22 protein-coding genes are annotated in these 18715 nt (G+C 66.6%); 10 read left to right on the top strand and 12 right to left on the bottom strand.

The annotated features are described in order from the left end of the window. Window positions 1-447: 447 nt before the first annotated feature. Complete coding sequence (locus RE421_RS16765; RefSeq protein ID WP_309817999.1) at window positions 448-1167, top strand: helicase associated domain-containing protein; 720 nt, start codon at window positions 448-450, stop codon at window positions 1165-1167. A 41-nt stretch (window positions 1168-1208) separates the two neighbouring features. Here RE421_RS16765 and RE421_RS16760 read toward each other — a convergent pair whose 3' ends face one another. The 3 genes from RE421_RS16760 to RE421_RS16750 form a co-directional block, all read right to left on the bottom strand. After that, window positions 1209-1541 carry a hypothetical protein gene (locus RE421_RS16760; protein WP_309817996.1) on the bottom strand — a complete coding sequence of 111 codons (333 nt, stop codon included), beginning with the start codon at window positions 1539-1541 and terminating at the stop codon, window positions 1209-1211. Next, window positions 1541-2173 (bottom strand): AAA family ATPase, encoded by a 633-nt coding sequence (locus tag RE421_RS16755; RefSeq protein WP_309817994.1) that lies wholly within the window; start codon window positions 2171-2173, stop codon window positions 1541-1543. Before RE421_RS16755 ends, RE421_RS16760 begins: the two co-directional genes overlap by 1 nt. Window positions 2174-2442: 269 nt before the next feature. After that, a complete protein-coding gene (locus RE421_RS16750) occupies window positions 2443-2841 on the bottom strand; it encodes a DUF6083 domain-containing protein (protein WP_309817991.1) in 399 nt (132 codons plus the stop codon). A 1507-nt stretch (window positions 2842-4348) separates the two neighbouring features. Between RE421_RS16750 and RE421_RS16745 the strand changes: the two genes are divergently transcribed. Next, entirely contained in the window at window positions 4349-4504 is a 156-nt protein-coding gene (locus tag RE421_RS16745; RefSeq protein WP_309817988.1) for a hypothetical protein, read from the top strand. Window positions 4505-5182: 678 nt separating this feature from the next. Here the strand turns inward: RE421_RS16745 and RE421_RS16740 are convergent. Beyond that, window positions 5183-5443, bottom strand: coding sequence for a hypothetical protein (locus RE421_RS16740; protein ID WP_309817984.1), 261 nt, complete (start codon window positions 5441-5443; stop codon window positions 5183-5185). Window positions 5444-5580: 137 nt separating this feature from the next. Here RE421_RS16740 and RE421_RS16735 point away from each other — a divergent pair, with 137 nt between their 5' ends. From RE421_RS16735 to RE421_RS16720, 4 genes are read left to right on the top strand one after another with little or no spacing between them, the layout of a single operon-like run. Further along, the gene (locus RE421_RS16735) at window positions 5581-6051 is read left to right on the top strand and encodes a hypothetical protein (RefSeq protein WP_309817979.1); all 471 of its coding nucleotides are present in this window, start codon (window positions 5581-5583) and stop codon (window positions 6049-6051) included. After that, window positions 6048-7046, top strand: a complete 999-nt coding sequence (locus RE421_RS16730) for a DUF6545 domain-containing protein (RefSeq protein WP_309817977.1) — start codon at window positions 6048-6050, stop codon at window positions 7044-7046. Before RE421_RS16735 ends, RE421_RS16730 begins: the two co-directional genes overlap by 4 nt. Next, entirely contained in the window at window positions 7043-8200 is a 1158-nt protein-coding gene (locus RE421_RS16725; RefSeq protein WP_309817973.1) for a hypothetical protein, read from the top strand. The genes RE421_RS16730 and RE421_RS16725 overlap by 4 nt, the downstream gene beginning before the upstream one ends. 2 nt (window positions 8201-8202) lie before the next feature. Then, the gene (locus tag RE421_RS16720; RefSeq protein ID WP_309817966.1) at window positions 8203-8634 is read left to right on the top strand and encodes a hypothetical protein; all 432 of its coding nucleotides are present in this window, start codon (window positions 8203-8205) and stop codon (window positions 8632-8634) included. Between the two features lie 108 nt (window positions 8635-8742). On the opposite strand, the gene RE421_RS16715 is transcribed toward RE421_RS16720, so the two are convergent. The 8 genes from RE421_RS16715 to RE421_RS16680 all read right to left on the bottom strand — a co-directional run bounded on the left by RE421_RS16715 (window position 8743) and on the right by RE421_RS16680 (window position 15296). Next, window positions 8743-10050 carry a ParB/RepB/Spo0J family partition protein gene (locus RE421_RS16715; protein WP_309817963.1) on the bottom strand — a complete coding sequence of 436 codons (1308 nt, stop codon included), beginning with the start codon at window positions 10048-10050 and terminating at the stop codon, window positions 8743-8745. Between the two features lie 48 nt (window positions 10051-10098). Next, window positions 10099-10353, bottom strand: coding sequence for a hypothetical protein (locus RE421_RS16710; protein ID WP_309817961.1), 255 nt, complete (start codon window positions 10351-10353; stop codon window positions 10099-10101). 467 nt (window positions 10354-10820) lie between these two features. Beyond that, window positions 10821-11471, bottom strand: a complete 651-nt coding sequence (locus RE421_RS16705; RefSeq protein WP_309817958.1) for a hypothetical protein — start codon at window positions 11469-11471, stop codon at window positions 10821-10823. Window positions 11472-11476: 5 nt separating this feature from the next. Beyond that, a complete protein-coding gene (locus tag RE421_RS16700) occupies window positions 11477-12553 on the bottom strand; it encodes a transglycosylase SLT domain-containing protein (protein ID WP_309817955.1) in 1077 nt (358 codons plus the stop codon). Window positions 12554-12557: 4 nt separating this feature from the next. After that, entirely contained in the window at window positions 12558-14015 is a 1458-nt protein-coding gene (locus RE421_RS16695) for a hypothetical protein (protein ID WP_309817952.1), read from the bottom strand. Window positions 14016-14158: 143 nt separating this feature from the next. Beyond that, a complete protein-coding gene (locus RE421_RS16690) occupies window positions 14159-14506 on the bottom strand; it encodes a glutaredoxin family protein (protein ID WP_309817950.1) in 348 nt (115 codons plus the stop codon). Between the two features lie 7 nt (window positions 14507-14513). Further along, complete coding sequence (locus RE421_RS16685; RefSeq protein ID WP_309817947.1) at window positions 14514-14999, bottom strand: hypothetical protein; 486 nt, start codon at window positions 14997-14999, stop codon at window positions 14514-14516. Window positions 15000-15068: 69 nt separating this feature from the next. Further along, window positions 15069-15296: a hypothetical protein gene (locus RE421_RS16680; protein ID WP_309817943.1), complete on the bottom strand. Its 228-nt coding sequence runs from the start codon at window positions 15294-15296 to the stop codon at window positions 15069-15071. A gap of 212 nt (window positions 15297-15508) precedes the next feature. Here RE421_RS16680 and RE421_RS16675 point away from each other — a divergent pair, with 212 nt between their 5' ends. The 4 genes from RE421_RS16675 (at window position 15509) to RE421_RS16660 (ending at window position 18715) form a co-directional block, all read left to right on the top strand. Continuing rightward, window positions 15509-15742: a helix-turn-helix transcriptional regulator gene (locus RE421_RS16675; RefSeq protein ID WP_309817940.1), complete on the top strand. Its 234-nt coding sequence runs from the start codon at window positions 15509-15511 to the stop codon at window positions 15740-15742. 506 nt (window positions 15743-16248) lie between these two features. After that, window positions 16249-16668: a hypothetical protein gene (locus tag RE421_RS16670; RefSeq protein ID WP_309817937.1), complete on the top strand. Its 420-nt coding sequence runs from the start codon at window positions 16249-16251 to the stop codon at window positions 16666-16668. Next, window positions 16665-17780, top strand: a complete 1116-nt coding sequence (locus RE421_RS16665) for a DUF2637 domain-containing protein (RefSeq protein ID WP_309817934.1) — start codon at window positions 16665-16667, stop codon at window positions 17778-17780. Before RE421_RS16670 ends, RE421_RS16665 begins: the two co-directional genes overlap by 4 nt. A gap of 143 nt (window positions 17781-17923) precedes the next feature. Then, a complete protein-coding gene (locus tag RE421_RS16660) occupies window positions 17924-18715 on the top strand; it encodes a sigma factor (RefSeq protein ID WP_309817931.1) in 792 nt (263 codons plus the stop codon).

Genomic DNA, 18715 nt, shown 5'->3' with positions numbered 1-18715 from the left:
CATGGGTTGCTCCTTGGGTGGTGGGGGTCCGCGGCGCCAGCCGGTCGCGGTTCCTCTCCCCCGTTGTTTTTTGCCTGCTGGCGAGCTCGCTCGCTTGCCCCGGACGGAACCGGGGCAACCCGCAGGGCGGGCCCGGGGGAAGTTCTGCGAGGAAATAAGGGAGCTTGCGACCGCCGAGCAGAAGTTCCTCCGGGCCCGGCCCCGGAGCGCCAGCGGAGGGGCTTGCGCCGGTGGAGCCGGGGCACATAATCCGAAGGACAGCAGGCAAAAAAATAGGGCCCGTCAGGGCCCGGCCGGGGACGACGCCGTTCCGGCGTCCGCGGCCCACAGCCGGCCGCTTGCGGCCGACCGCATGCCGTCCTCCGAGCGCGCGAGGAGGACGGCCACCACCCAACCCACCACCGCGGCACCCCCTCATGATGCGTCGATGCGGCTATGCTCACGGCCGTGAAGAGGAGTCCGAGGCCGCACCCGGAGTGGGTGCTGATGGCCGACGCCGGCATTCCGTTCGCGATCATCGCCCGACTCAATGACATCGACGCCAAGTACGTGCGCGATTACGTGCGCCGCCGCGGCGAGGCGATCCGCGGCGGGCCGGCCCCGGCACCGGTGTTGGTGCATGACCGGCCGGTGCCCCGGCCGGTCGGGTACGCGGACACGGACCGGCGGTGGCGGGCCAGGCTAACCCAGCTCGAGGCGTTCCTGGCCGAGCACCACCGTCGCCCGCACTCACCCCGGAACGAGACCGATCGGGGGCCGGGGTCGGAGTGGGCGCTGGCCCACTGGCTCACCACCCAGCGCTCCAAGCACGGCGCAGGAAGGTTACTGGCCCACCGGATGAACGCCCTGGACCGGGTGCTGCCGTCCTGGCGGGTCGATGACCGCACCATCGAGAACGAGGCGAAGTGGCGACTCACCTTGGTCGAGGTGCTGCGCTTCCATCAGGAGCGAGGTCGTTGCCCCGCGAGTAGCCGAGTCGCCGACTCCCCTGAGCGCGTACTCGCGGACTGGCTCAGGAACCAACGCCTAGGTTCCCAGGCCGGGGAGCTCGGGGCGGAACGAGGCGCTTGGCTGGATCGGCAGGTTCCTTGCTGGCGCTTTCCCCGATCACCAGGAATGAGAGCGATGACATGCAAGCTACCCCTAGTTTCCGCGCTATCGCCCTGATATCACACAAATAGCAGTGAGATAGCGAGGGGGCCGAGCGATTATGCCCGAATTTCGCCCTTGATAGCCTCGAGCCCTCGCCTCAGGGCGCGGATCGCAGTGGCATGCTGACTCCGGTCGTCCATCTTGGCAACGGCGTCCAGCTCGGCGGCCAGCTCCGGATCGGGCCAGCGGATGAGCATCGTGCGCGCAACGCCCTCCGGCCACTCCCCCGCCGCCTCGCGACGCCCCGTTGAGGCGGACCGCGAGGACCGGGCCGGCGCGACTACAACACCCTCAGAATCACGAGAGTCCTGTCCACTCCCTACCGGTCGCTCGGCAGCCTCGCCGAAGGCTTCGATGACAGCCGACTTGGACCGCTTCTTGATTGCCATTACGCCTGGACCTCCGCTGCCAGCTCCTGAATCTCAGCCTTTGCCTTGGGGTTGGACCACTCCACGACCCCTAGGCCCTCACCCACCACATCGCGGTAGGCCTTCCGCTCGTAGAGGACCGTCTCCAGCGCGGTGATCTGCGGATAGTCCGCCAGGTACTCCCGAGCGTCCGTGCGTTCGGTCACGGAGGGATTCGAGGGGGCCTGGGCGATGAGTCCGCGAACCTCCAGGCCCGGATTGATGTCCATCGCCTGCTCGATCACGTCCGCCATGTGGCTCAAGGTGTCCAGATCGAATTGACTCGGGCGCACGACCACGATCATCTTGTCGGCCGCGGTCATAGCGGTGCGCATCTCCCTGCTGTCCTTGCCTGCCACGTCGACGATCACGACCTCATAGCGACCGGCCAGTTCAACCAGAGTGCCGTGAATGTTGCCCAGCTTCTCGAGGCAGACGATAGGCGGCTGGTGGCCCTGCTCCTCGCGATCAGCGTGCCATCGAGCCGCGGACCGCTGCTGGTCGGCATCGACCAGGCATACGTCCTTGCCCTGCCTTGCATACTCCACGGCGAGGTTTACGGCCACGGTGGTCTTGCCGGGTCCGCCCTTCTGGCTGCCGATGAGGAGGATCATATTTTCTCCACGCTTTCAGAGTGAAAGTACAGTGCTATCAGTAGCGAAACGCTATCGCCCTGATATCAGGGTAGTAGCACTCACAGCCGATATCAATATGACACTAGATAGCAGAGTGATATCTAGCTGACACCAGGGCGAATGCATGCTGGTGGGGGATAGCCCCCACCAGCGGTTCGGCAGCCGCGGGCACCTTCATGGCCTCAGCGACCGTGGTCGACGGCAGGCCTTCGACCAACCGAGCTTGGTACCCAAATCCACCGGCCCAGTCATACAGTGGTCGCGGCGTCCTCAGATTCGGCGTACGCTCGTTCGCGGTTGGCCTCGCGGATGCGCTGAAGCGCAGTGGAGTGCGAGCCTTCCCGCTGGGGACAGACGTAGAAGTGGGGGACAAGTACCTGACTGCCAGGCTTTTCGCCAGGGCGTTGGATGGCGGTGGGGCGGCCTGTCGAGATTCGCCATTGGCATTCCGGGGGCAAGCCAAAGGCATCGTATTCGCGGAGGTCGAAGGGGTAGCTCCGATCCCTCTCGGTGAAGATCCAGATGATCTGCAGCCCGCAGTATTTGCAGTGGCCGCGTCGGGGCTTGTGCCAGTGGTGGGGGTGCTCGTTGGTGTTGCCCAGGAGCAGGTCAACCAGGACATTCTGGGCAGGTTCGGGGTGCAGCATCACGGTCTCCTAGGATCGGGCCGGCGTGCGATTTCTGAGGCGAATCGGGAGAACGGACAACGACTGGCTGGCGGCCCGATTCGTTGACAGTCATGCCGCCCCCGGCGAAATGTACCTCGGGATGAGGCTACGGCCCTGACATACCGATGCCATATCATTGTGATATCAGAATGAAAGCACAGGCACTCTGATATCAAAAAGCCATCATGGTTCTCGCTTACGCGGCCCGTGCCGGGGCGGTAGCCCGTCGAGAGCCACGGCGCACAGCGCCGTTGCTCAGTTCGTGGCGTGCCTGCTGGAAATCCGCTTTACCGTCAGGACGGCGGGGATGGGCCCCGTAGGTGTTCGTGCCGAGTTGGGGAAGCAAGCTCAACTGACCGGGGCCGGCCCGCCTGCTCGCTGCGGCCCGCCGCGGTGCCTGCATCCAGACGCGCTCGGCCTGCCACCAGGCCCACAGCTCGCGCTCGAGCCGATACCTGGCGCTTCGTTCTGCCAGGCGTCCTTCCACGCCCAGCCGTTTGGCGGCGACACGGCGACGGTCTGCGAGGCTCCGGGACCATCCGGCGGGGGAGTGGCGGAGCAGGCCGACCTCGGTAAGGCGGTCCAGCAGGACAGCTGCGTGGTCGCTGGTAGTGCCCAGCTCTTGGGCGAGCTGTGTCAGAGACCGAGGAGCTGATGTAGCCCTGGCGTAGAGGTTGCCTGCTGCATGGCCGAGGCCGGGACCCAAGGTGAAGACGTCGTGGGTGCAGGCCAGAGTTCTGTAAGTGAGGGATTCAAGCAGGGTGATTCGTTCAGCGGCCCCGGCCCCTGCGGGGCGCGGGTCCGCTTGTGACCGACCACTAGCCTGCTCACTGTGGATATCGCGGTGGGGGTTCAGTCTCCAGCAAGCGCCACGGGATCCTTCGGCCTCACGGACCTTGCTGACCCATCCGTCCGCCGCTAACCGGTGCAGGGCTACTCGGGCCGTCTCACGGCCGAGGCCTGCCAGCAGCCCCAGACGGCGGATATCCGCCTCGAGGTCCGGGGTGAGGGCTTGGAGCGCCAGAACAGACAGGACATCGAGCACCCGGCGGTCAGCGGGTCCGCGGCCGCGGGCCCAACGGCCGGCCGCGGCGTCAGCGCGGCTCTGCACATCACGGACGTGGGCGGCGATGGCGTCGGCACGGGCGTCAAAGGTGGGGTCATCACCGATCTGGCGGGGTGTGGTGGCCACGTGAGACACGGCCTTGGCCCACTGCCGGGCCAAGGTGGCGGCAACCCCCCGAGGATCGCGTCGCATTCGTTGGGTGCCGGTGCCAGTGGAAAGCCGGTAAGTACGCAGGTGCTCTAGGCCAGGGCTAGCGCTGACAAGAGCAGCGATATCGGCATGTCTCCAGCGGGCAGAAGCGGCCCCGATGAGCACACGCCAGAGAACCGCCGAGGCGTCTCCGTTGGAGGCGTCCTCGTTGAGTGCTCCCTTGCTGACGGCGGGAAGCTCACGGCGAGGGCCCGGCAGGTAGGGGTGGCCATGCTCGTCCAGCGGGAGGGGCCGGTGGGCCTCGTGAGAGCCGATTGGTTCGGCGGCTCCGACGAGCGTGGCCAGCTGCTCAACCACTTGGCGGACGGCGGCGGCAGTCCCTGTGGGATTCAGCAGATGGTCCAGATCCCCGGCGAGGACGGCTGACGTGCCTCCGGCGCGGTGGGGGGTTCCGGGAGGACGGACGCACCCGGTGGCTGGGTTCGTCAGCGGCGCCAGGTCGAGGGTGGGGCACAGGTGCCGGGCCAGGCGGGCCAGAGTGGCAACGGTGTCCGGGTCAACGGAGTCGGCCACGGCCGTCCAGACGTGGCGGCCGCCGGAGGGCCCGGACGCACAGACCACGGGGGAGAGGCCTACCCCGGCGAGCAGTTGGGCCAGAGTCTCGGCATCGTGCGCAGCAGCAACAGCGCTTTCAGGGGTCTTGGCATCGAGGTCGAAGGCCAGCAGGCGGTAGCGGTGGTCGCTGGCGGTTAGGTACACCGCCCAAGGATGGGCCGGGGCGTCCCCGGCGATGCGCCGATGGCTGACGTACTGGTTTAGCACCGTGCCACTAGCGTCGGCCACCGCCACGCGCACGCTCGGGCGCGGGCTCAGGGCACGTGTCAGGCTCCACGCTGCGCCTCGGTCGCCAAGAGATGCATTATCGCGCGCTGTTGTTATGATGGGGTCACCTCCCGGGGTCGCCTCCTGGGTAGACAAAAGGAAGTACCGGCTGCCAACCGGGACTTTTCACATCGCTTGATCTGACTGGGTCGCCAAACTTTCGACAGATCAGGCATTCAGACTCCGAACCCCCGCCCGGCCAAGGGCGGGGGTTCGCTGTATTTAGGCGGTGCGCCGCATGGGCTCACCTCCGGGTCGGTGCGGCTCGGCCAGCAGCAGCGCGGGGTGCCTGGGCAGGTCCCAGCCGACAGGGATGCCGGTTTCGTCGGGGGTGCCTGCTCGGATGGCGGCCTCAATGACAGCCCACTGGGGGGCGTCAGCCGCCGCCGCGTAGGCGTCAATCTTTTGTTTGACATCAGGGCTGATGTTGACCTGGATCCCCACGGTGGGAGTGCCGCGCTTGCGCCGATTGGGACTGGACATGGGACCACCCTACATAGGAAGTACTAGATCTAGATCATGCGACGCGCGTGCATTCAACGGCTCCCAGGCGGTGGTTGAGCATGCGCGGAACATGTTCCGAACTATACTAGTCATAGACATCCGACGACGAGGGACACATGGAGCGATTGCGCGCAGAGGCCCAAGGTGCCTTCGATGCCTTGCACCTGCCGCCACGGCTCACGCTCGAGGCCTTGATCGCTCACGTTGAAGCGGTCCGCGGCCGTCGAATGAAGATCATCGAGACCAGCAAGTTGGCGGGCAAGGCCATCTGTGGGCTGTGGGTGCCCCGGGAAGACGTCGATGTCGTCTACCACTCGGTCACCCGGGGCCGACTGCACCGCCAGCAAATGGTGCTGCATGAAATCGCCCACATGATCCTGCGTCACGATGAAGCCAAGGAAGCGACGTGGCAGGGGATCAGCGTCTTCAGAGAAATCTCCGGTGAGGTAGTGCAGCGGGCTTTGGCACGGGGAGACTTTCGCTGCGATCTGGAGGTGACCGCTGAGTACTTGGCGGACCTCTTGGCGGCCGCAATCCGAGACAGCGCCAGAGAAGAAATCTGCGGATATGGAGCACTCTTCGAATGATGGCGATCCTAGTAGCGGCGCTGATGTGGAGCCTCGTGCTCATCCTGATGCTGCGTGCCAAGCAGCGGCCTGACAACACGCTCCTGTGGTCGGCTGGCGTCATCGCGGTCTCGATGACCACGAATATCGAGCTCATCTACCTTTGGGCGTCCACGTGGCTGCCGCCGAACGCGCTAGATCTGTGGGCGAATCTCTTGTTGGTGGTCGGCGTGGGTTATCTAGCCTCCGCCATTCGCCGAGGAGCCTCCGCTGCCGGCATGGCTAGGGAAGGGGAGGCGAACCGGACCCGTGCCGCGGCCGTCGTGACCATCCTGGTCATGGTCCTCGCCTTCTCGCGCATCGACGCTCCTGAGCCTTCCACCACCTTCATGCTCGACTACGGTGACCAACTGGCGGCCGGCCTGTATTCGGCCGTGCAGTACGTCTTCATCGGTGGTGTGATGCTGGGGACGCTCGCTACCTGCGTTCGCAACGTGCCTCGCATGATCCAGCCGAGGTTCAGGATCGGGTTTACCCTCACGGGGGCCGGGTGCGCGGCCGCCTTGGCGCTGTGCCTGTCTGTGGTCATCATGGACGTCAGCCACGTGGCCGGACAACTGGAGCTCATGCGCAGCCTCGGGTATGTCTACGACTATCTGTTCGTCGCGACGATGGGCCTCCTGTGTGGAGGACTCTCGGTTCCTCCGCTCGTGCGCCAGGTCCAGGTGATGCAACGACTGAGGAAGATCCGCGCGATCGAGCCAGAGGTCCACCGTCTCTGGACCGCGACCGTGGCCCAGACCCCGTCAGTGAGCCTCGTCGGGAGCGGAAGGCACGTGAGGACTTCACCGTCGCGGGGACCCTCCCAGGCGACCGAACGCCTCCATCGGATGGTGGTTGAGATCCATGACTGCCTCAACGTGCACGGCGAGGCCGCGGATCGGGTCTCGAGTGCTGACTGGAAGCACCTCCAGGATGCGGAGACGTTGTGCCTGCGGAAAGGCGACGCCTCATGATGCCCGGTCCGCGTTTCCTCCTCGGGGGTGCCTGTGTCTGTCTCGCCCTGACCGCGGCACTGGGACGGGTGCTCCGGTCGCGAGTTACTGATGCTCGCCAGGCCGACCGCTTCATCGAAGTGACCGAAGTGGGCGCCGATGCGGCGGGGGAGTGGGTGACCTTTCCAGAGGGCAGCTTCGCCGCCCACCCCGGAGAGCTGGACCTCGTGACAGCCGGCGGTCGGCAGCGACTGGTGTTGGGCCCGCCGGAAGTGCACATGAAGACGATCCGCAGACGCGTCGTCGCCGGGGACACTGCGCCATTGCGCACGGAGGGGAGGGGCCGACTTGGCGGCCATCTGGGAGAGACACCGGCGGCCTTCGGCCTGCCGTACCTCGAGGTTGAGGAAGGCCCTCAGCGTCTGTGGAAAGTGGGCGGCCGCCCCGGAGGTCGCGAGAACGTGTGGGTCATCCACGTGCATGGTCTAGGCAGCAGGCGAAGCCAAACGCTGCGGGGCGTCAAGACCGTCGCAGGCCTCGGGTTCACCTCTCTCGTTCCGACGTATCGGACCTCGCTCGATGCCCTGGCGACCTCGCGTCACAGCCACCTCGGCCTCACCGAATGGCGGGACGTGGCGCGCGCCCAGGAGCATGCGTTGGCAGCGGGCGCGAGAGACATCGTGTACGTCGGATGGTCTCTAGGAGCCTCGATCGTCCTCCAGACTCTCCATCGTGCGCCGAGACCGGAGGTGCGGGGGGCCGTCCTCGTGTCGCCGGCCCTGGACTGGAAGTCGATCACCCGGGCGGCTTTGGCGGGCCTCGGGGTGCCCCGCTGGCTGGCCCGATGGGCCCTCGCGGGATTCAACCTGATCCGCTGGGGCGAGCCCTACGTCCGCTGGAACGAGCTTCCGGGCGTCTCGGCAGGGACTGATCCTCAACTGCCGTTCTTGGTGTTCCACGGCACGGCGGACCGAAGCGTGCCCGTGGAACTGTCCCGGCAGCTGGTGGAACGAAATCTGGGCCACGCGCGACTGGTGGAGTTCGATCGGGCTCACCACACGCTTGAATGGAACAGCGATCCTGCCTTGTGGGACCGTGAAATCGAATCCTGGTGCGAAGGCTTGGGCCTCTTGGTCGGTACCCCCGCCGATCTCCTCAAGAAAGTAGTGGCATAACCATGGCAAGCGAAAGTGAAGCGGCGCGGAATCTCCGGGCGTCCCAGGTGCTGAGCCGGAAGATTGGGCTCCTGCTCGACGTGATGACCACCTCCGAAGGGAGGAAGTTCGAATTCCACGATATTGCCGAGGCTCTGGCCCAGAAGGGCGTCAAGCTGTCCCGCACTCGGTGGCACCACCTCAAAGTGGGGGACTCGACGGTTCCTCAGCCGCGCGAGCTCCTCGAAGCTCTCGCGGATTTCTTCAACGTCAACCCTGCTTACCTGCTGACCGAAGATGGCCCCTTGCCTGAACGTATCCAGCATGAGCTGGAACTGCTCGCGGCCATGAGGCGCGCTCGAGTCCGCGAGTTCGCCACTCGCACGCTGGCGGATGTGGACGATGAGACCTTGGCGGCTATTGCTGCCCTGCTCGAGGACTCCCAGAACCACTAGGGACGAGGCGCCCGTCAAGCCCTCTTCAGGTCGGGTGCCGCCCCGATGGCACGGTGGGTGATTCGCCGCTGAGGCGGGGAGGGACCGCGCCCTCCCCGCCCGGGGACCTCACTCGGCCGGGCTGACCAGCAGCGCCTCTACATCGCTGAGGGTGTATCCCCACGTGACCAGCGTTTCGAGGTATTCGGTGTGCGCGCTCGTGGGGTTTCGCCAGCAGTCTTTAGCCATGGTGTGCTCGATTCCCGCCAAGCACATTGCGAGGACCGTGTGGTCTGGCTTCCGGTTCGTCTTGCGAGTGTGATCGGACAGGGGGGCGTAGGCAGTAGCGGCCACAGGCATGCCGAGCAGTTCTGCGGCGAGAGGCTGGGGGGCCCGGTAGAGGTCATATGCCCAGGCCGTGATGGCGCGGGCGACGAACTGGGAGGCGTCCGCCGGCAGCTTGGTGGCCGCCAGCATCTTGATGAGGAATGCCCGCCGCACCTCGCTGGCGGCCACCATTGCCTTGTTCCGCTCGATGAGCTGCTGTCGCTCCGCCTTCTCTTCGTCGGTCATGGGACCGCTCCTGACGGTGCTTCCATAGCCGGGGGCCTCACGGTATCCAGCCTCCTGCCACCCAATGACCACTGGAGCCTCGATAACCTCGTCCGCTGCATCGTCGTTCCAGGAGTGGCGGATGGACAGACGTACGGCGTTAGCCTGCTCCGCGCTGAGGCGTTCGCCGGCGGCCGTGATGAGCCTGTGCAGAGGAACCCAGTCGTCGTGGTCGGTGACTACGGTCTGTCCTGCGGCTTCGAGGGCAGCTTTGCGCACGGCCAGCAGTTTCTGTTCGGCTCGACGCTTGGCATGGCGACGCTCCGCATGCTCGAAGTGGCCTTCACCGCGTGCTGCGGCGTCCAGCAAGTCCGCAGTGGCTTCCGCGTCGTCTTCGTACTCCGAGAGGGTGGCCGCCTGGAGGAGGGTCAGGCCCTGATCCAGTGCGCTGGTGCCTTGGGCCGAGGCGAGGGCCGTCAAGCCTGCCCGCACGGTGGCCTTGGGCGTGGCTGTGCGCTTGGCGATCTGCTCCGGGCTGATGCCGAGCAGGGAGAGCTGGTGGAAGGCCTCAGCCCGGTCCCGCGCCCCCAGCGCGGCCCTGTGGTCGTTCTCCACCATCTGCTTAGCCAACCGGTCTGCTTCGTCAGGGTTCTCAACGATATACACAGGGATCTCGGCCACTTCGGCCTCCACGGCCGCGAGGGTTCGACGCTGGCCCATGAGGACGTGGAGGGCACCGCCTTTGTCACAGGCGGTCACGGGCTGAAGGACACCGTGCTCACGGATGGAAGCGATGAAATCGGCGCCAAGCTGAGCTCGCGTCCGGACATTGGTGTCCACGGTCAGTGTGGTCGGGGGGATCATCTTCAGGGTCTGCGTGGTCATCTGTGCTCTTCCTTCTGGGTCTCGCTCCGGTGTCAGCGCCGTGTGGCCTCAGCCGTTGCGGGTGGGCTGGTACTCGTGAACGAGCGTCCAGGTGCCGAGGGGAACTTCGCAGGCTGCCTCTCGGCAGACCTCATAGGTCCCCCCGACGGATACGTCCGGAAACCAGTGCGAGACCCACGGGTCCTTGCTCATCCACGTGGTGGCCGGGTGCTCGGGGCAGCGGAAGAAGACCTTCATTGACCGGTCGAAGTACTGGACCGCGGAGAGAGGGGTGCCAACCGGATATGAGGCGATAGCGTTCATGGGTTGCTCCTTGGGTGGTGGGGGTCCGCGGCGCCAGCCGGTCGCGGTTCCTCTCCCCCGTTGTTTTTTGCCTGCTGGCGAGCTCGCTCGCTTGCCCCGGACGGAACCGGGGCAACCCGCAGGGCGGGCCCGGGGGAAGTTCTGCGAGGAAATAAGGGAGCTTGCGACCGCCGAGCAGAAGTTCCTCCGGGCCCGGCCCCGGAGCGCCAGCGGAGGGGCTTGCGCCGGTGGAGCCGGGGCACATAATCCGAAGGACAGCAGGCAAAAAAATAGGGCCCGTCAGGGCCCGGCCGGGGACGACGCCGTTCCGGCGTCCGCGGCCCACAGCCGGCCGCTTGCGGCCGACCGCATGCCGTCCTCCGAGCGCGCGAGGAGGACGGCCACCACCCAACGGATGGGCTGGTCAGAGGTGTTCAGGACCAACGATGATTCGCCAAGGATTTGGCCCGAAAAGTCGGGCGGTGTCGTTACTGGAGCTGCTGGTCGGTCCAGTTGCGGATGATAGGCCCGGTCTTGTCCTGGGTGACCTGGAAGGTCATGTGTGCGGGGTCGGGGGTAAGGGTCCAGCCGTCCTCGGAGCGCCACGTCCAGGAGGCCACGACGTAGTAGGTCGTGGTGTCGCCGTGGGCGTAGGTGTCGGTGATCTGGACTCGAGGGGTGCTGCTGGCCTCGCGTTCGGCGGCCTCCCACCAATCCCGGGGCAGGGCTGGCTTGGCGGGGGTGACGAAGATGTCCCGGTACTCGGCCACGAACAGCGGCAGGGCCCGGCGGTAGCCGTCGGTGGGCGAGACGTCGGTGGTGGTGTCCCAGGTGGTCATCACCTGCGCGGCGGTGGTGACGAGTTCGTCGGCGCTCATTCCCTTGCGGTCAAGCTTCCTGGTCGAGGGCACGGGGGAACTCGAGGCCGTGGTGGGCGGGGCGGTGGTCTCCCAGGCCCGGCCAGTGTCGGGCTCGGTGGGAGTGGCGGACGGGGGCGCGGCAGTCTCCGCCATGGCCGCGGTGGCGTCGGGGGCTTCCGGCTGGGTGGTCCGGTTGACGGCGTAGACGATGCCGGTGGTGAGCAGGGCGATGACGGCGACGAGGCCGGTGAGGATGAGGATGAATCGGGTGGAGCGCATGTGAGCTATTCCTGGGTGGTGGCGGGCAGGCGGATGTAGCCGGGCACCTCGTGGGCCGGGGTGCGGGTGACCGAGTAGGTGTTGGGTGTGGCGAGGTTGTAGTGCTCGATGATGGCGGTGTCTCCGTCCACGGCGGCGACGAAGCCGACGTGGCCGTAGCCGCCGCCGATGTCGTCGTATCCCCACCAGGCGATGTCCCCTGGACGGGGATCGTCGGTGTGGAAGGTGACGCCCTCGGCTTGGGTGAGGATGTCCTTCCAGGACCCGGCCCCGTTCTGGCCGGGGCCGTAGCCGACGCCGAGGGCGGCGAAGGTGAACGGCGGGTCTCCCTGGTCCTCGCTCCAGCCCAGGGACTGGTTGATGCGCCACATCACGAAGTCGGTGCACTGGCGCTGGGTGTGCCCGAAAATGCTGCGGGCGTGGCCCCACCCGTCGACGCCGACCGGCTCCCGGTAGGGGTAGTCGTCCACGCCGACGCCGGCGACGGTGAGCTGGCCCAGGGAGTCGCACAGGCCGGCGCCGCCGGTCCCGCCGGCGGCGGTGGTGATCTTCTGGACGTACTGCTGGGTCTCCTGGAATGGGGGGATGCCCTGGTGCTGCCGGACGGCGCCGGGGCCGGCGTTGTAGGCGGCCAGGGTCAGGCGGATGGTCTCGTTCTCGTTCTGGGCCAGCGGGGCGACCTGGGCGCGGAGGTGCTTCATGTACCGGCCTTGGGCGGCGATGGCTGCCCGAGGGTCGAAGGGGTCGGCCCCGTTGCCCCATTGGGCCCAGGTGGCGGGCATGAACTGGGTCAGGCCTTGGGCTCCGACCGGGGAGACCGCGCGGGGGTCCCACCGGGATTCCTGGTCGATCTGGGCGGCAAGGATGCCGACGGGGATGCCCGAGTGTTCCGCGGCTTCGGCGAGGTCCTGCTGGTATTCGGCGGGCGCGGACCCGGTCCCGGCCTCGGGGCGGCAGACCCCGCCCTCGGCCGCGGGACCGTCGAACACGGCCAGGGTGAGCAGCAGCAGGACCGCGCTCAGGATTAGCCCGAGCAGGGCGGTGCCCAGACAGCCCAGCCCGGCGGCGGACTTGGTCAGCATCGGCTCACATGCCCTGAACGACGGCGGCCGTGGCCCGCAGGTAGGCGTCCCGGGTGGCCGGGGCCAGGGCCTCCCAGATGATCTCCCCGCCGTCGTCCAGGGTCCGGTCGTACGGAACCACGACGACGGAACGGACCAGACCCGCGAGGCTGTTCTGGATCTCGGCCAGGCGTTGGGTGGAGGCGGTGCGGGGCTGGGTGATGATCGCGACCCCGTTGGCCAGCTTCTCCCCGTAGCCTTCAGCCCGCAGGGCGTCGATGGTGGTGAAGGCCCGGCGGGCGGCGTCTTCCTTGTTGGAGATGGCCACGACCAGCACATCGGCCACATCGACGGCGGCCTGCCAGGGCTCGGCGGTGGAGGCGTTGCCGGTGTCCACGATGGCCAGTTGGTAGAACTGGCGCAGCGCGGCGTGCATCCGGCGGAAGGCGGTGGCGTCGATGACCTCCTTGGTCCCGGCCTCGTTCTGGGAGGCCAGCACGTGGAACTTGTTCTCGCCCTGGGGGCGGATGTACCCGGCCAGCTTGTCGGCGTGCTCGGGGGTGGTGAAGTCCTCGATGTGCTCCAGCAGGTCCAGGGCAGTGTGGGAGTGCGCGGCAGGTATGGCCCGGTCGCCGAGGTTCCCGGCGTTCTCGTTGTTGTCCCAGGCCAGCACCATGCCGCCGCGGACCCGGCCGAGGGTGGCGGCCAGTAGGTAGGTGGCCGTGGTCTTGGAGGCCCCGCCCTTGATGTTCACGACCACGGCCGTGCGGTGCCCGGGCAAGCCCTTTTGCACGGTGGCGTGCAGCGCCCGGGTCCGTCGTTCCCCGGCGCTGGGCGCCAGGCGCAGACCCAAGGTGCTGTTCAGCGCCCCGCGCCATCCGGTGTGGGCCGGAGCCAAGGATTGGCGACGGTTCTGAGTACGGGTGGCGAAGGCCTGGGCGGTGGACACGGGCGCGGCGGACTCGCCGGAGACCGCGGCAGGCAGGGGAAGGTCGTTGGCCTCAGTCCCGGGGCCCGGGTGGGTCGCGGGGGTGTTCGGCGCATCCGGTCCGGTGGTCACCTGGGCGGGGGCCGGCACGTAGCGGTGCGCGCGCGCCCCCGGCAGGCGGCTGTCGATCGTGATCGGGTGGCCGGTCTTGGTGGCCATGCCCTGGCCCAGCTCGCCCAGGGTGCTCATGGTCACGGCGGAGAGCCGCTGGCCCTGAGCGTCGGTGAGATGGAAGTCGCTGTACTCCAGCTGGTAGTCCGGCACGCCTGCCTTGGATGCGGGGGCAAGCTGGCCCTCGACCAGTTGCCACAACCCGGAGGCGAACCCGGGGTCGGTGGCGTGGGTCTCGGCCAGGGCAAGCAGGGGCACGGACTGGTGGGAGTGCCCGGCGATCTTCGCCGTGGCGGCCTCCAGGGAACCGGCCTGGACGCGGGTGCCGGTGCGGTCGACCAAGGTGACCTTCGCATTGAGCCACAGGGTGCTGGTGGGGACCATGGGTTTCTCCTTCACGGACGGGGGCTATCGCCAAGAGTTCGTGGGGCCGGGCACGGGTGTGTGTCACACGAGAACGGCCAGCGGTCCCCGGAATCCGGTGGCCGCTGGCCGTTCTCGCGTGAGGGGGCGCTATCCACGCGCCCTCACCGGGCAGCGAGGGATGGCGAGTCGAGGTCGGGCGTCGGAGAGGCCAAGGACTGGCGGACCTCGACCGCGGCCTTCTTGATCCGATCCGGGTCGAAGCCGCTGAAGCGCTCGGTGGGGGTCTCGATGACGGGCATCTGCTGGAACCCTGCCGCGCGTAGTGCGGCCAGCTTGGGCTGGTTCTCCTCCCGCGCCAGGTCGATGTACTCGTACGGGACGTGCTCTCGGTCCAGCAGGACGGTGGCCCGCGTGCACTGCACGCAGTCCCGGGTGCCGTTGACGGTGATCATGGGGTCCTCCGCGGGGAACAGGGCTGGCTGGATGGTCGTGGATGGCTGCAGGGTCATGGGGTCCTCAGAACGGGTTCTCGGTGGCGACGAGGTCGGCCTCGTCGATGGCGGTGGTGATCAGGGTCAGGAGGTCATCGACGGTCAGGTCCGGGTCTCGGGTGTTGTCGATCCACCAGCCGGCCCGGACCAGGGACTTGGCGACCTCGATGACCTGACCGGCGTCGAAGGCCGGCCGATGCGAGTCGGCCGCCTCGATGAGGTCCGTGAGCACCTGGTAGCGCAGGCGCGTCGCCCACGGCACCTGTCCCTCCGAACCGGTCAGTTCCGGCAGGCCGTGGTCCTCCTCGAATCCCTGCGCCTGGACCGGCAGGTCCCGGTTGTCCCTGTCGAGCTCATCGCGCCGCGAGGCCTTGAAGCACCGGGAACAGATGAAGTTCTTCCCCAGCCCGAATGCCTTGGCCCTGCGCTTGCCGGGAGGCGTGGACGCGAGGTCCTTGGTCTCGGTGTGACCGCACTTGAACTGGATGGGGAGGTGTGTCGCGATTGCCATGGGGCGACCTTTCGTGGGCTGCCTCCAGTTCGACCGCCCAGACTCGCGTGCGTGTCTTTGCAGGACGGTTCAGGTAGTCCAGTTGCTCTGGAGGAAGGTCGAAAACAGCCATAGGGCTCCACACCCAGCGATGTACCAGAGGAAGGTGAAGTCGGGAGCAGCTCCGAACCATCCCACAAGGCCAAAGAGCAGACCCAAGAACGAGATGGTCTGGATTAGGCCGAGCACGAGGCTTATCGGTCGCGTTGCTGCAGCGACTAAGAGATATGCGGCCGCAGCGATGAACAGCAAAAGCATGACGTTCTCCTGAGTGATGGCATGTGAGGCCTTCCAGTACGGACCAAGCGATCCGCCTCAAAGCCTCTCGACAACCTCTAGTCTAGTCGCTGAGAGACTGAAGATATAGCACTAGCGACTCACAAAGCGTGTAGAGAGACTAATTGAGCTTGCCATCACCTTGGCGATCCTTTATGGTCGATATGTGAGCCAGCACAGCCGAAAATGAATGCATGAGCTATCAGAAGCAGCTAAGAGCAAACGTCCTGGCCGAACTCAGCCGACGTGAGATCTCACAGACAGAGGCAGCCCACCAGATCGGAATGCCGCAGACCGCTTTATCAGCCCGACTACGAGGCCGGATTGACTTCCGGATCGGAGAACTGCTGGCCCTGTCGCACCTTCTTGGCGTGCGGCTGGAGGTTCTGCTCCACGGTCTGGAGGAGAAGGACGACCGCTTCACCTGACCATCACATTGGGGGACTAAATGAAGGGCACTGAAGTGCAGGTGGCCGCACCAGCCGGCGGCCCCGGCGCCACCTTGACCGAACTCGCCGCACGAGAACTCACCGGTCGGATCAGGACTGGGCTGAGCGACGTTTACAGGCTCATCCAAGCGGCCTATCGAGGAAAGGCGTGGACTGCACTGGGCTACTCGTCTTGGGACGCCTACGTGGCGGGAGAGTTCGGCAACCTAAACCTTCGCCCCCCAAAGGAATCTCAGGCGGAAGTCATCCGGTCCCTCCAGGAGTCCGGCATGAGCGTCCGAGCCATCCGCTCTGCAACCCAGCTGGGATACGGCACGGTCCAACGAGTCACCTCAGCCTCCAAATTTCAGGAGACCGAGGGGTCAGGTGATCCAACTGGATCACCTGACCCCTCTCGGTCACAGGGCCGGGACGGGAAGATGTACCCCTCGCGCCAAGCCGCTCCCGGCCTTCCGCTCGTTCACCCCGTGGTGGAGGGTGAGATCGTGCCGGACGAGTTGCCGGGGCGCATGTCCGTAGAGGACGTACTGGCCTTGCCGGCTGATCTTGCGGGCATCGAACCGCTGAACTTAGAAGAGCGCGCTGGCCAAGGCCGTGAGCGGGTGGCCCGGGTCCTGCGGGAAATCCACGGTTCCGGAGAAGCGGCGCTGCCCCGCACGATCAAACTGGCAGGTCAAGTCGCCGGTCTCATTTCACCGGTCACAGGACAGTCAGAGGTCTCGGACGATGAACAGCTCGAATTGATGCGCGTGGGTTCTCGCGCCGCCAGGGCACTGACGTTCATGCTCAGGCAGTTGTCCGGTGCCCTGAAGTCCAGCGAAGAAGTGGCGGACATCAGGGACAATCTGCGCGATTCCGCAGACGAGATGGACAGCATTCTGGAGCCCCTCGAGGTGACCCGGTGACATCCTCGAACCAGCTAGCTGCGCTTCCGACCCACCTCGATGGTGAGCGCATCCACTTCGCTCGCGCCTCAGAGGCAGAACACCTCCAAGATGCTCCAGCGTCCTTTTCAGGAGCAGCGCCCAAGCGGGTCAACCCAGACGACGGGCGGTTCATCCGGCTCGTGGTGGCTGGAGTGGTCATCGCTGGGCTGGTCGCTTTCGCGATCAGCTTCACAGCACTCTACGAAGTCGCAGAGTGGCTCGGCATCCCTCCCTACATGTGGTGGGCGGTGCCCGTCTTCATTGACCTTGCAATCCTCGTGTACGCCGCATCCGTGTTGGTCCACAAGGCGCGGGGCGAGCAGACCTGGCCTTCCTGGGCTGCCCTCGGCACGTTCACGGCATTGTCCGTCTTTGCCAATGCCTCCCATTCCGTGAGCAGCCCGCAGGCTGTGCCGTGGCAGGGCGTGGTCGGAGCGATCATCGCCGGGATGGTGCCGGTTGCCATCTTCGTAGCCACCGAACAGCTCTCGCGAGTGGCGGTCGAAAACCCCGCCTCTAGGAGAGCTGAACTCCGCGAGCAAGCGCAGATGGAACAAGCACGTGCAGAACGTGAGCGAATTCGCGCGAACGTGCTGCTGGAGAGGGAGCGGCACGAACGACAGGTCGCGAACGAGCGGGATGCAGCAGACCGAGCCGCCGAACTGGAACGAGTCCGGCACCAGGCCGAAATCAATAGGGTTCGCGCGCAGGACGAACCGCCAGAGCGAGAGGCTGTACCGCCCACACCTACGGCCGTTGAGCGGTTGGAAACAGGGAGCGGACAGCCGCACGAAGGACCTTCCCCCGACGGCAGCGCAACCGAAGTCTCGAAGACTCAGCTCCACGTGGTGAAGGCCGGCAGTGCGAACTCGCCCAACGCCGCACCTCCGGGCGCGGGGAGTCTGAACGAGGTGGCCGAGTTCGTCGCCCAGCAGACAGCGAAGGGAGTCGAGGTGACCTCCACAATGCTGGAAAAGGAGTTCGGCCTTACGTCCCGCACCGCGCGCCGCCGCATGCAGCGTCTCCGACAGGAGCGTCCCAGCGTGTTCCGCGCCCACCACTCCGAGGAGCAGCGGAGGGAGCAGGGATGAGGTCGCCCTGGCATCCATACGCTATGCCGCGCTGCCCGTACATGCGCCGCAAAGAGAAAGGTCAGATTGCCGCACATCGGTGATCACTGGGGGCGAATATGAGCGAACAGGTCGAACAAGAAGCTGCAGCTCTGGATGGTGAAGTGTTAGCCGCAGCCGTGGCCCGGGTGCGTCCGGTGATCATGAAGCAGCTGGGTGACATGGGCTCGCCGGGTGAGGTGGAGGACGTGGCCCAGGCGACGTGGGAGTCAGCATGGAACGCGCGGCATCGGTTCGATCCCAGCAAGGGGTCGCTGCACTCCTGGGTGGTGACGATCGCCCGGCGGCGGGCCATCGACCGGGTCCGCGCCTACCAGCGGGACACCGTGCTGCAGGGGCAGGCCGAACACGCCGCCCAGGCCCGGGTGCAGTCGGCGGTGACGCTGACCGCCCCGGACCATGCCGAGGCCACGGTGGATGCCCTGGCCGCCCAGCAGCGGGTGGGCAAGGTGCTGGGGGTGGTCGAGCAGGTGATGCAGAACCGGGAGGCAACCTCCCGGGCGCTGGCCCTGTTGCTGGTGTTCGGTGACGACGTGGCCCTGGCGGCCCGCGGTCTGGGTGTCTCGGCCGAGGTGCTGCGCCAGTCCCGGCGGGAAATGATCCGGTGCTGTCAGGTCGTCACCCGCGCCCAGGACGCTGCCGCGGCCGGGGCGCCGGTGACGATGCGCACCCTGATCGAGTGCCTGCCGGCCGATGGAGAGTCCGGGGACTGGGCCCGGCAGATGGCGCTGGCCTGCGCCCAGGCCGGAGGCCGGTTCGAGGCCGTGACGGTGGCCCACGTGATGGACGTGACCGGGTTCAGCCACAACACGGCCCGGCAGTACCTGGCCGAGACCCGTCACCTACTGCAGGTGGCCATGACCGTGCTGACCGAAGAACGAAAGACGAGGCACTGA

The organism is Citricoccus sp. I39-566 (genome assembly GCF_031432995.1).
In the GTDB taxonomy this organism is placed as follows: domain Bacteria; phylum Actinomycetota; class Actinomycetes; order Actinomycetales; family Micrococcaceae; genus Citricoccus; species Citricoccus nitrophenolicus_A.
Note: the sequence above shows the minus strand (reverse complement) of the source record. Positions and strands in the feature narration are given on the sequence as shown.

Excerpts from the sequence above, each read along its gene's own strand:
- RE421_RS16760 (WP_309817996.1), bottom strand. The coding sequence starts at position 1,541 with ATGGCAATCAAGAAGCGGTCCAAGTCGGCTGTCATCGAAGCCTTCGGC.
- RE421_RS16755 (WP_309817994.1), bottom strand. The coding sequence starts at position 2,173 with ATGATCCTCCTCATCGGCAGCCAGAAGGGCGGACCCGGCAAGACCACC.
- RE421_RS16750 (WP_309817991.1), bottom strand. The coding sequence starts at position 2,841 with ATGCTGCACCCCGAACCTGCCCAGAATGTCCTGGTTGACCTGCTCCTG.
- RE421_RS16745 (WP_309817988.1), top strand. The coding sequence starts at position 4,349 with ATGCTCGTCCAGCGGGAGGGGCCGGTGGGCCTCGTGAGAGCCGATTGG.
- RE421_RS16740 (WP_309817984.1), bottom strand. The coding sequence starts at position 5,443 with ATGTCCAGTCCCAATCGGCGCAAGCGCGGCACTCCCACCGTGGGGATC.
- RE421_RS16735 (WP_309817979.1), top strand. The coding sequence starts at position 5,581 with ATGGAGCGATTGCGCGCAGAGGCCCAAGGTGCCTTCGATGCCTTGCAC.
- RE421_RS16730 (WP_309817977.1), top strand. The coding sequence starts at position 6,048 with ATGATGGCGATCCTAGTAGCGGCGCTGATGTGGAGCCTCGTGCTCATC.
- RE421_RS16725 (WP_309817973.1), top strand. The coding sequence starts at position 7,043 with ATGATGCCCGGTCCGCGTTTCCTCCTCGGGGGTGCCTGTGTCTGTCTC.
- RE421_RS16720 (WP_309817966.1), top strand. The coding sequence starts at position 8,203 with ATGGCAAGCGAAAGTGAAGCGGCGCGGAATCTCCGGGCGTCCCAGGTG.
- RE421_RS16715 (WP_309817963.1), bottom strand. The coding sequence starts at position 10,050 with ATGACCACGCAGACCCTGAAGATGATCCCCCCGACCACACTGACCGTG.
- RE421_RS16710 (WP_309817961.1), bottom strand. The coding sequence starts at position 10,353 with ATGAACGCTATCGCCTCATATCCGGTTGGCACCCCTCTCTCCGCGGTC.
- RE421_RS16705 (WP_309817958.1), bottom strand. The coding sequence starts at position 11,471 with ATGCGCTCCACCCGATTCATCCTCATCCTCACCGGCCTCGTCGCCGTC.
- RE421_RS16700 (WP_309817955.1), bottom strand. The coding sequence starts at position 12,553 with ATGCTGACCAAGTCCGCCGCCGGGCTGGGCTGTCTGGGCACCGCCCTG.
- RE421_RS16695 (WP_309817952.1), bottom strand. The coding sequence starts at position 14,015 with ATGGTCCCCACCAGCACCCTGTGGCTCAATGCGAAGGTCACCTTGGTC.
- RE421_RS16690 (WP_309817950.1), bottom strand. The coding sequence starts at position 14,506 with ATGACCCTGCAGCCATCCACGACCATCCAGCCAGCCCTGTTCCCCGCG.
- RE421_RS16685 (WP_309817947.1), bottom strand. The coding sequence starts at position 14,999 with ATGGCAATCGCGACACACCTCCCCATCCAGTTCAAGTGCGGTCACACC.
- RE421_RS16680 (WP_309817943.1), bottom strand. The coding sequence starts at position 15,296 with ATGCTTTTGCTGTTCATCGCTGCGGCCGCATATCTCTTAGTCGCTGCA.
- RE421_RS16675 (WP_309817940.1), top strand. The coding sequence starts at position 15,509 with ATGAGCTATCAGAAGCAGCTAAGAGCAAACGTCCTGGCCGAACTCAGC.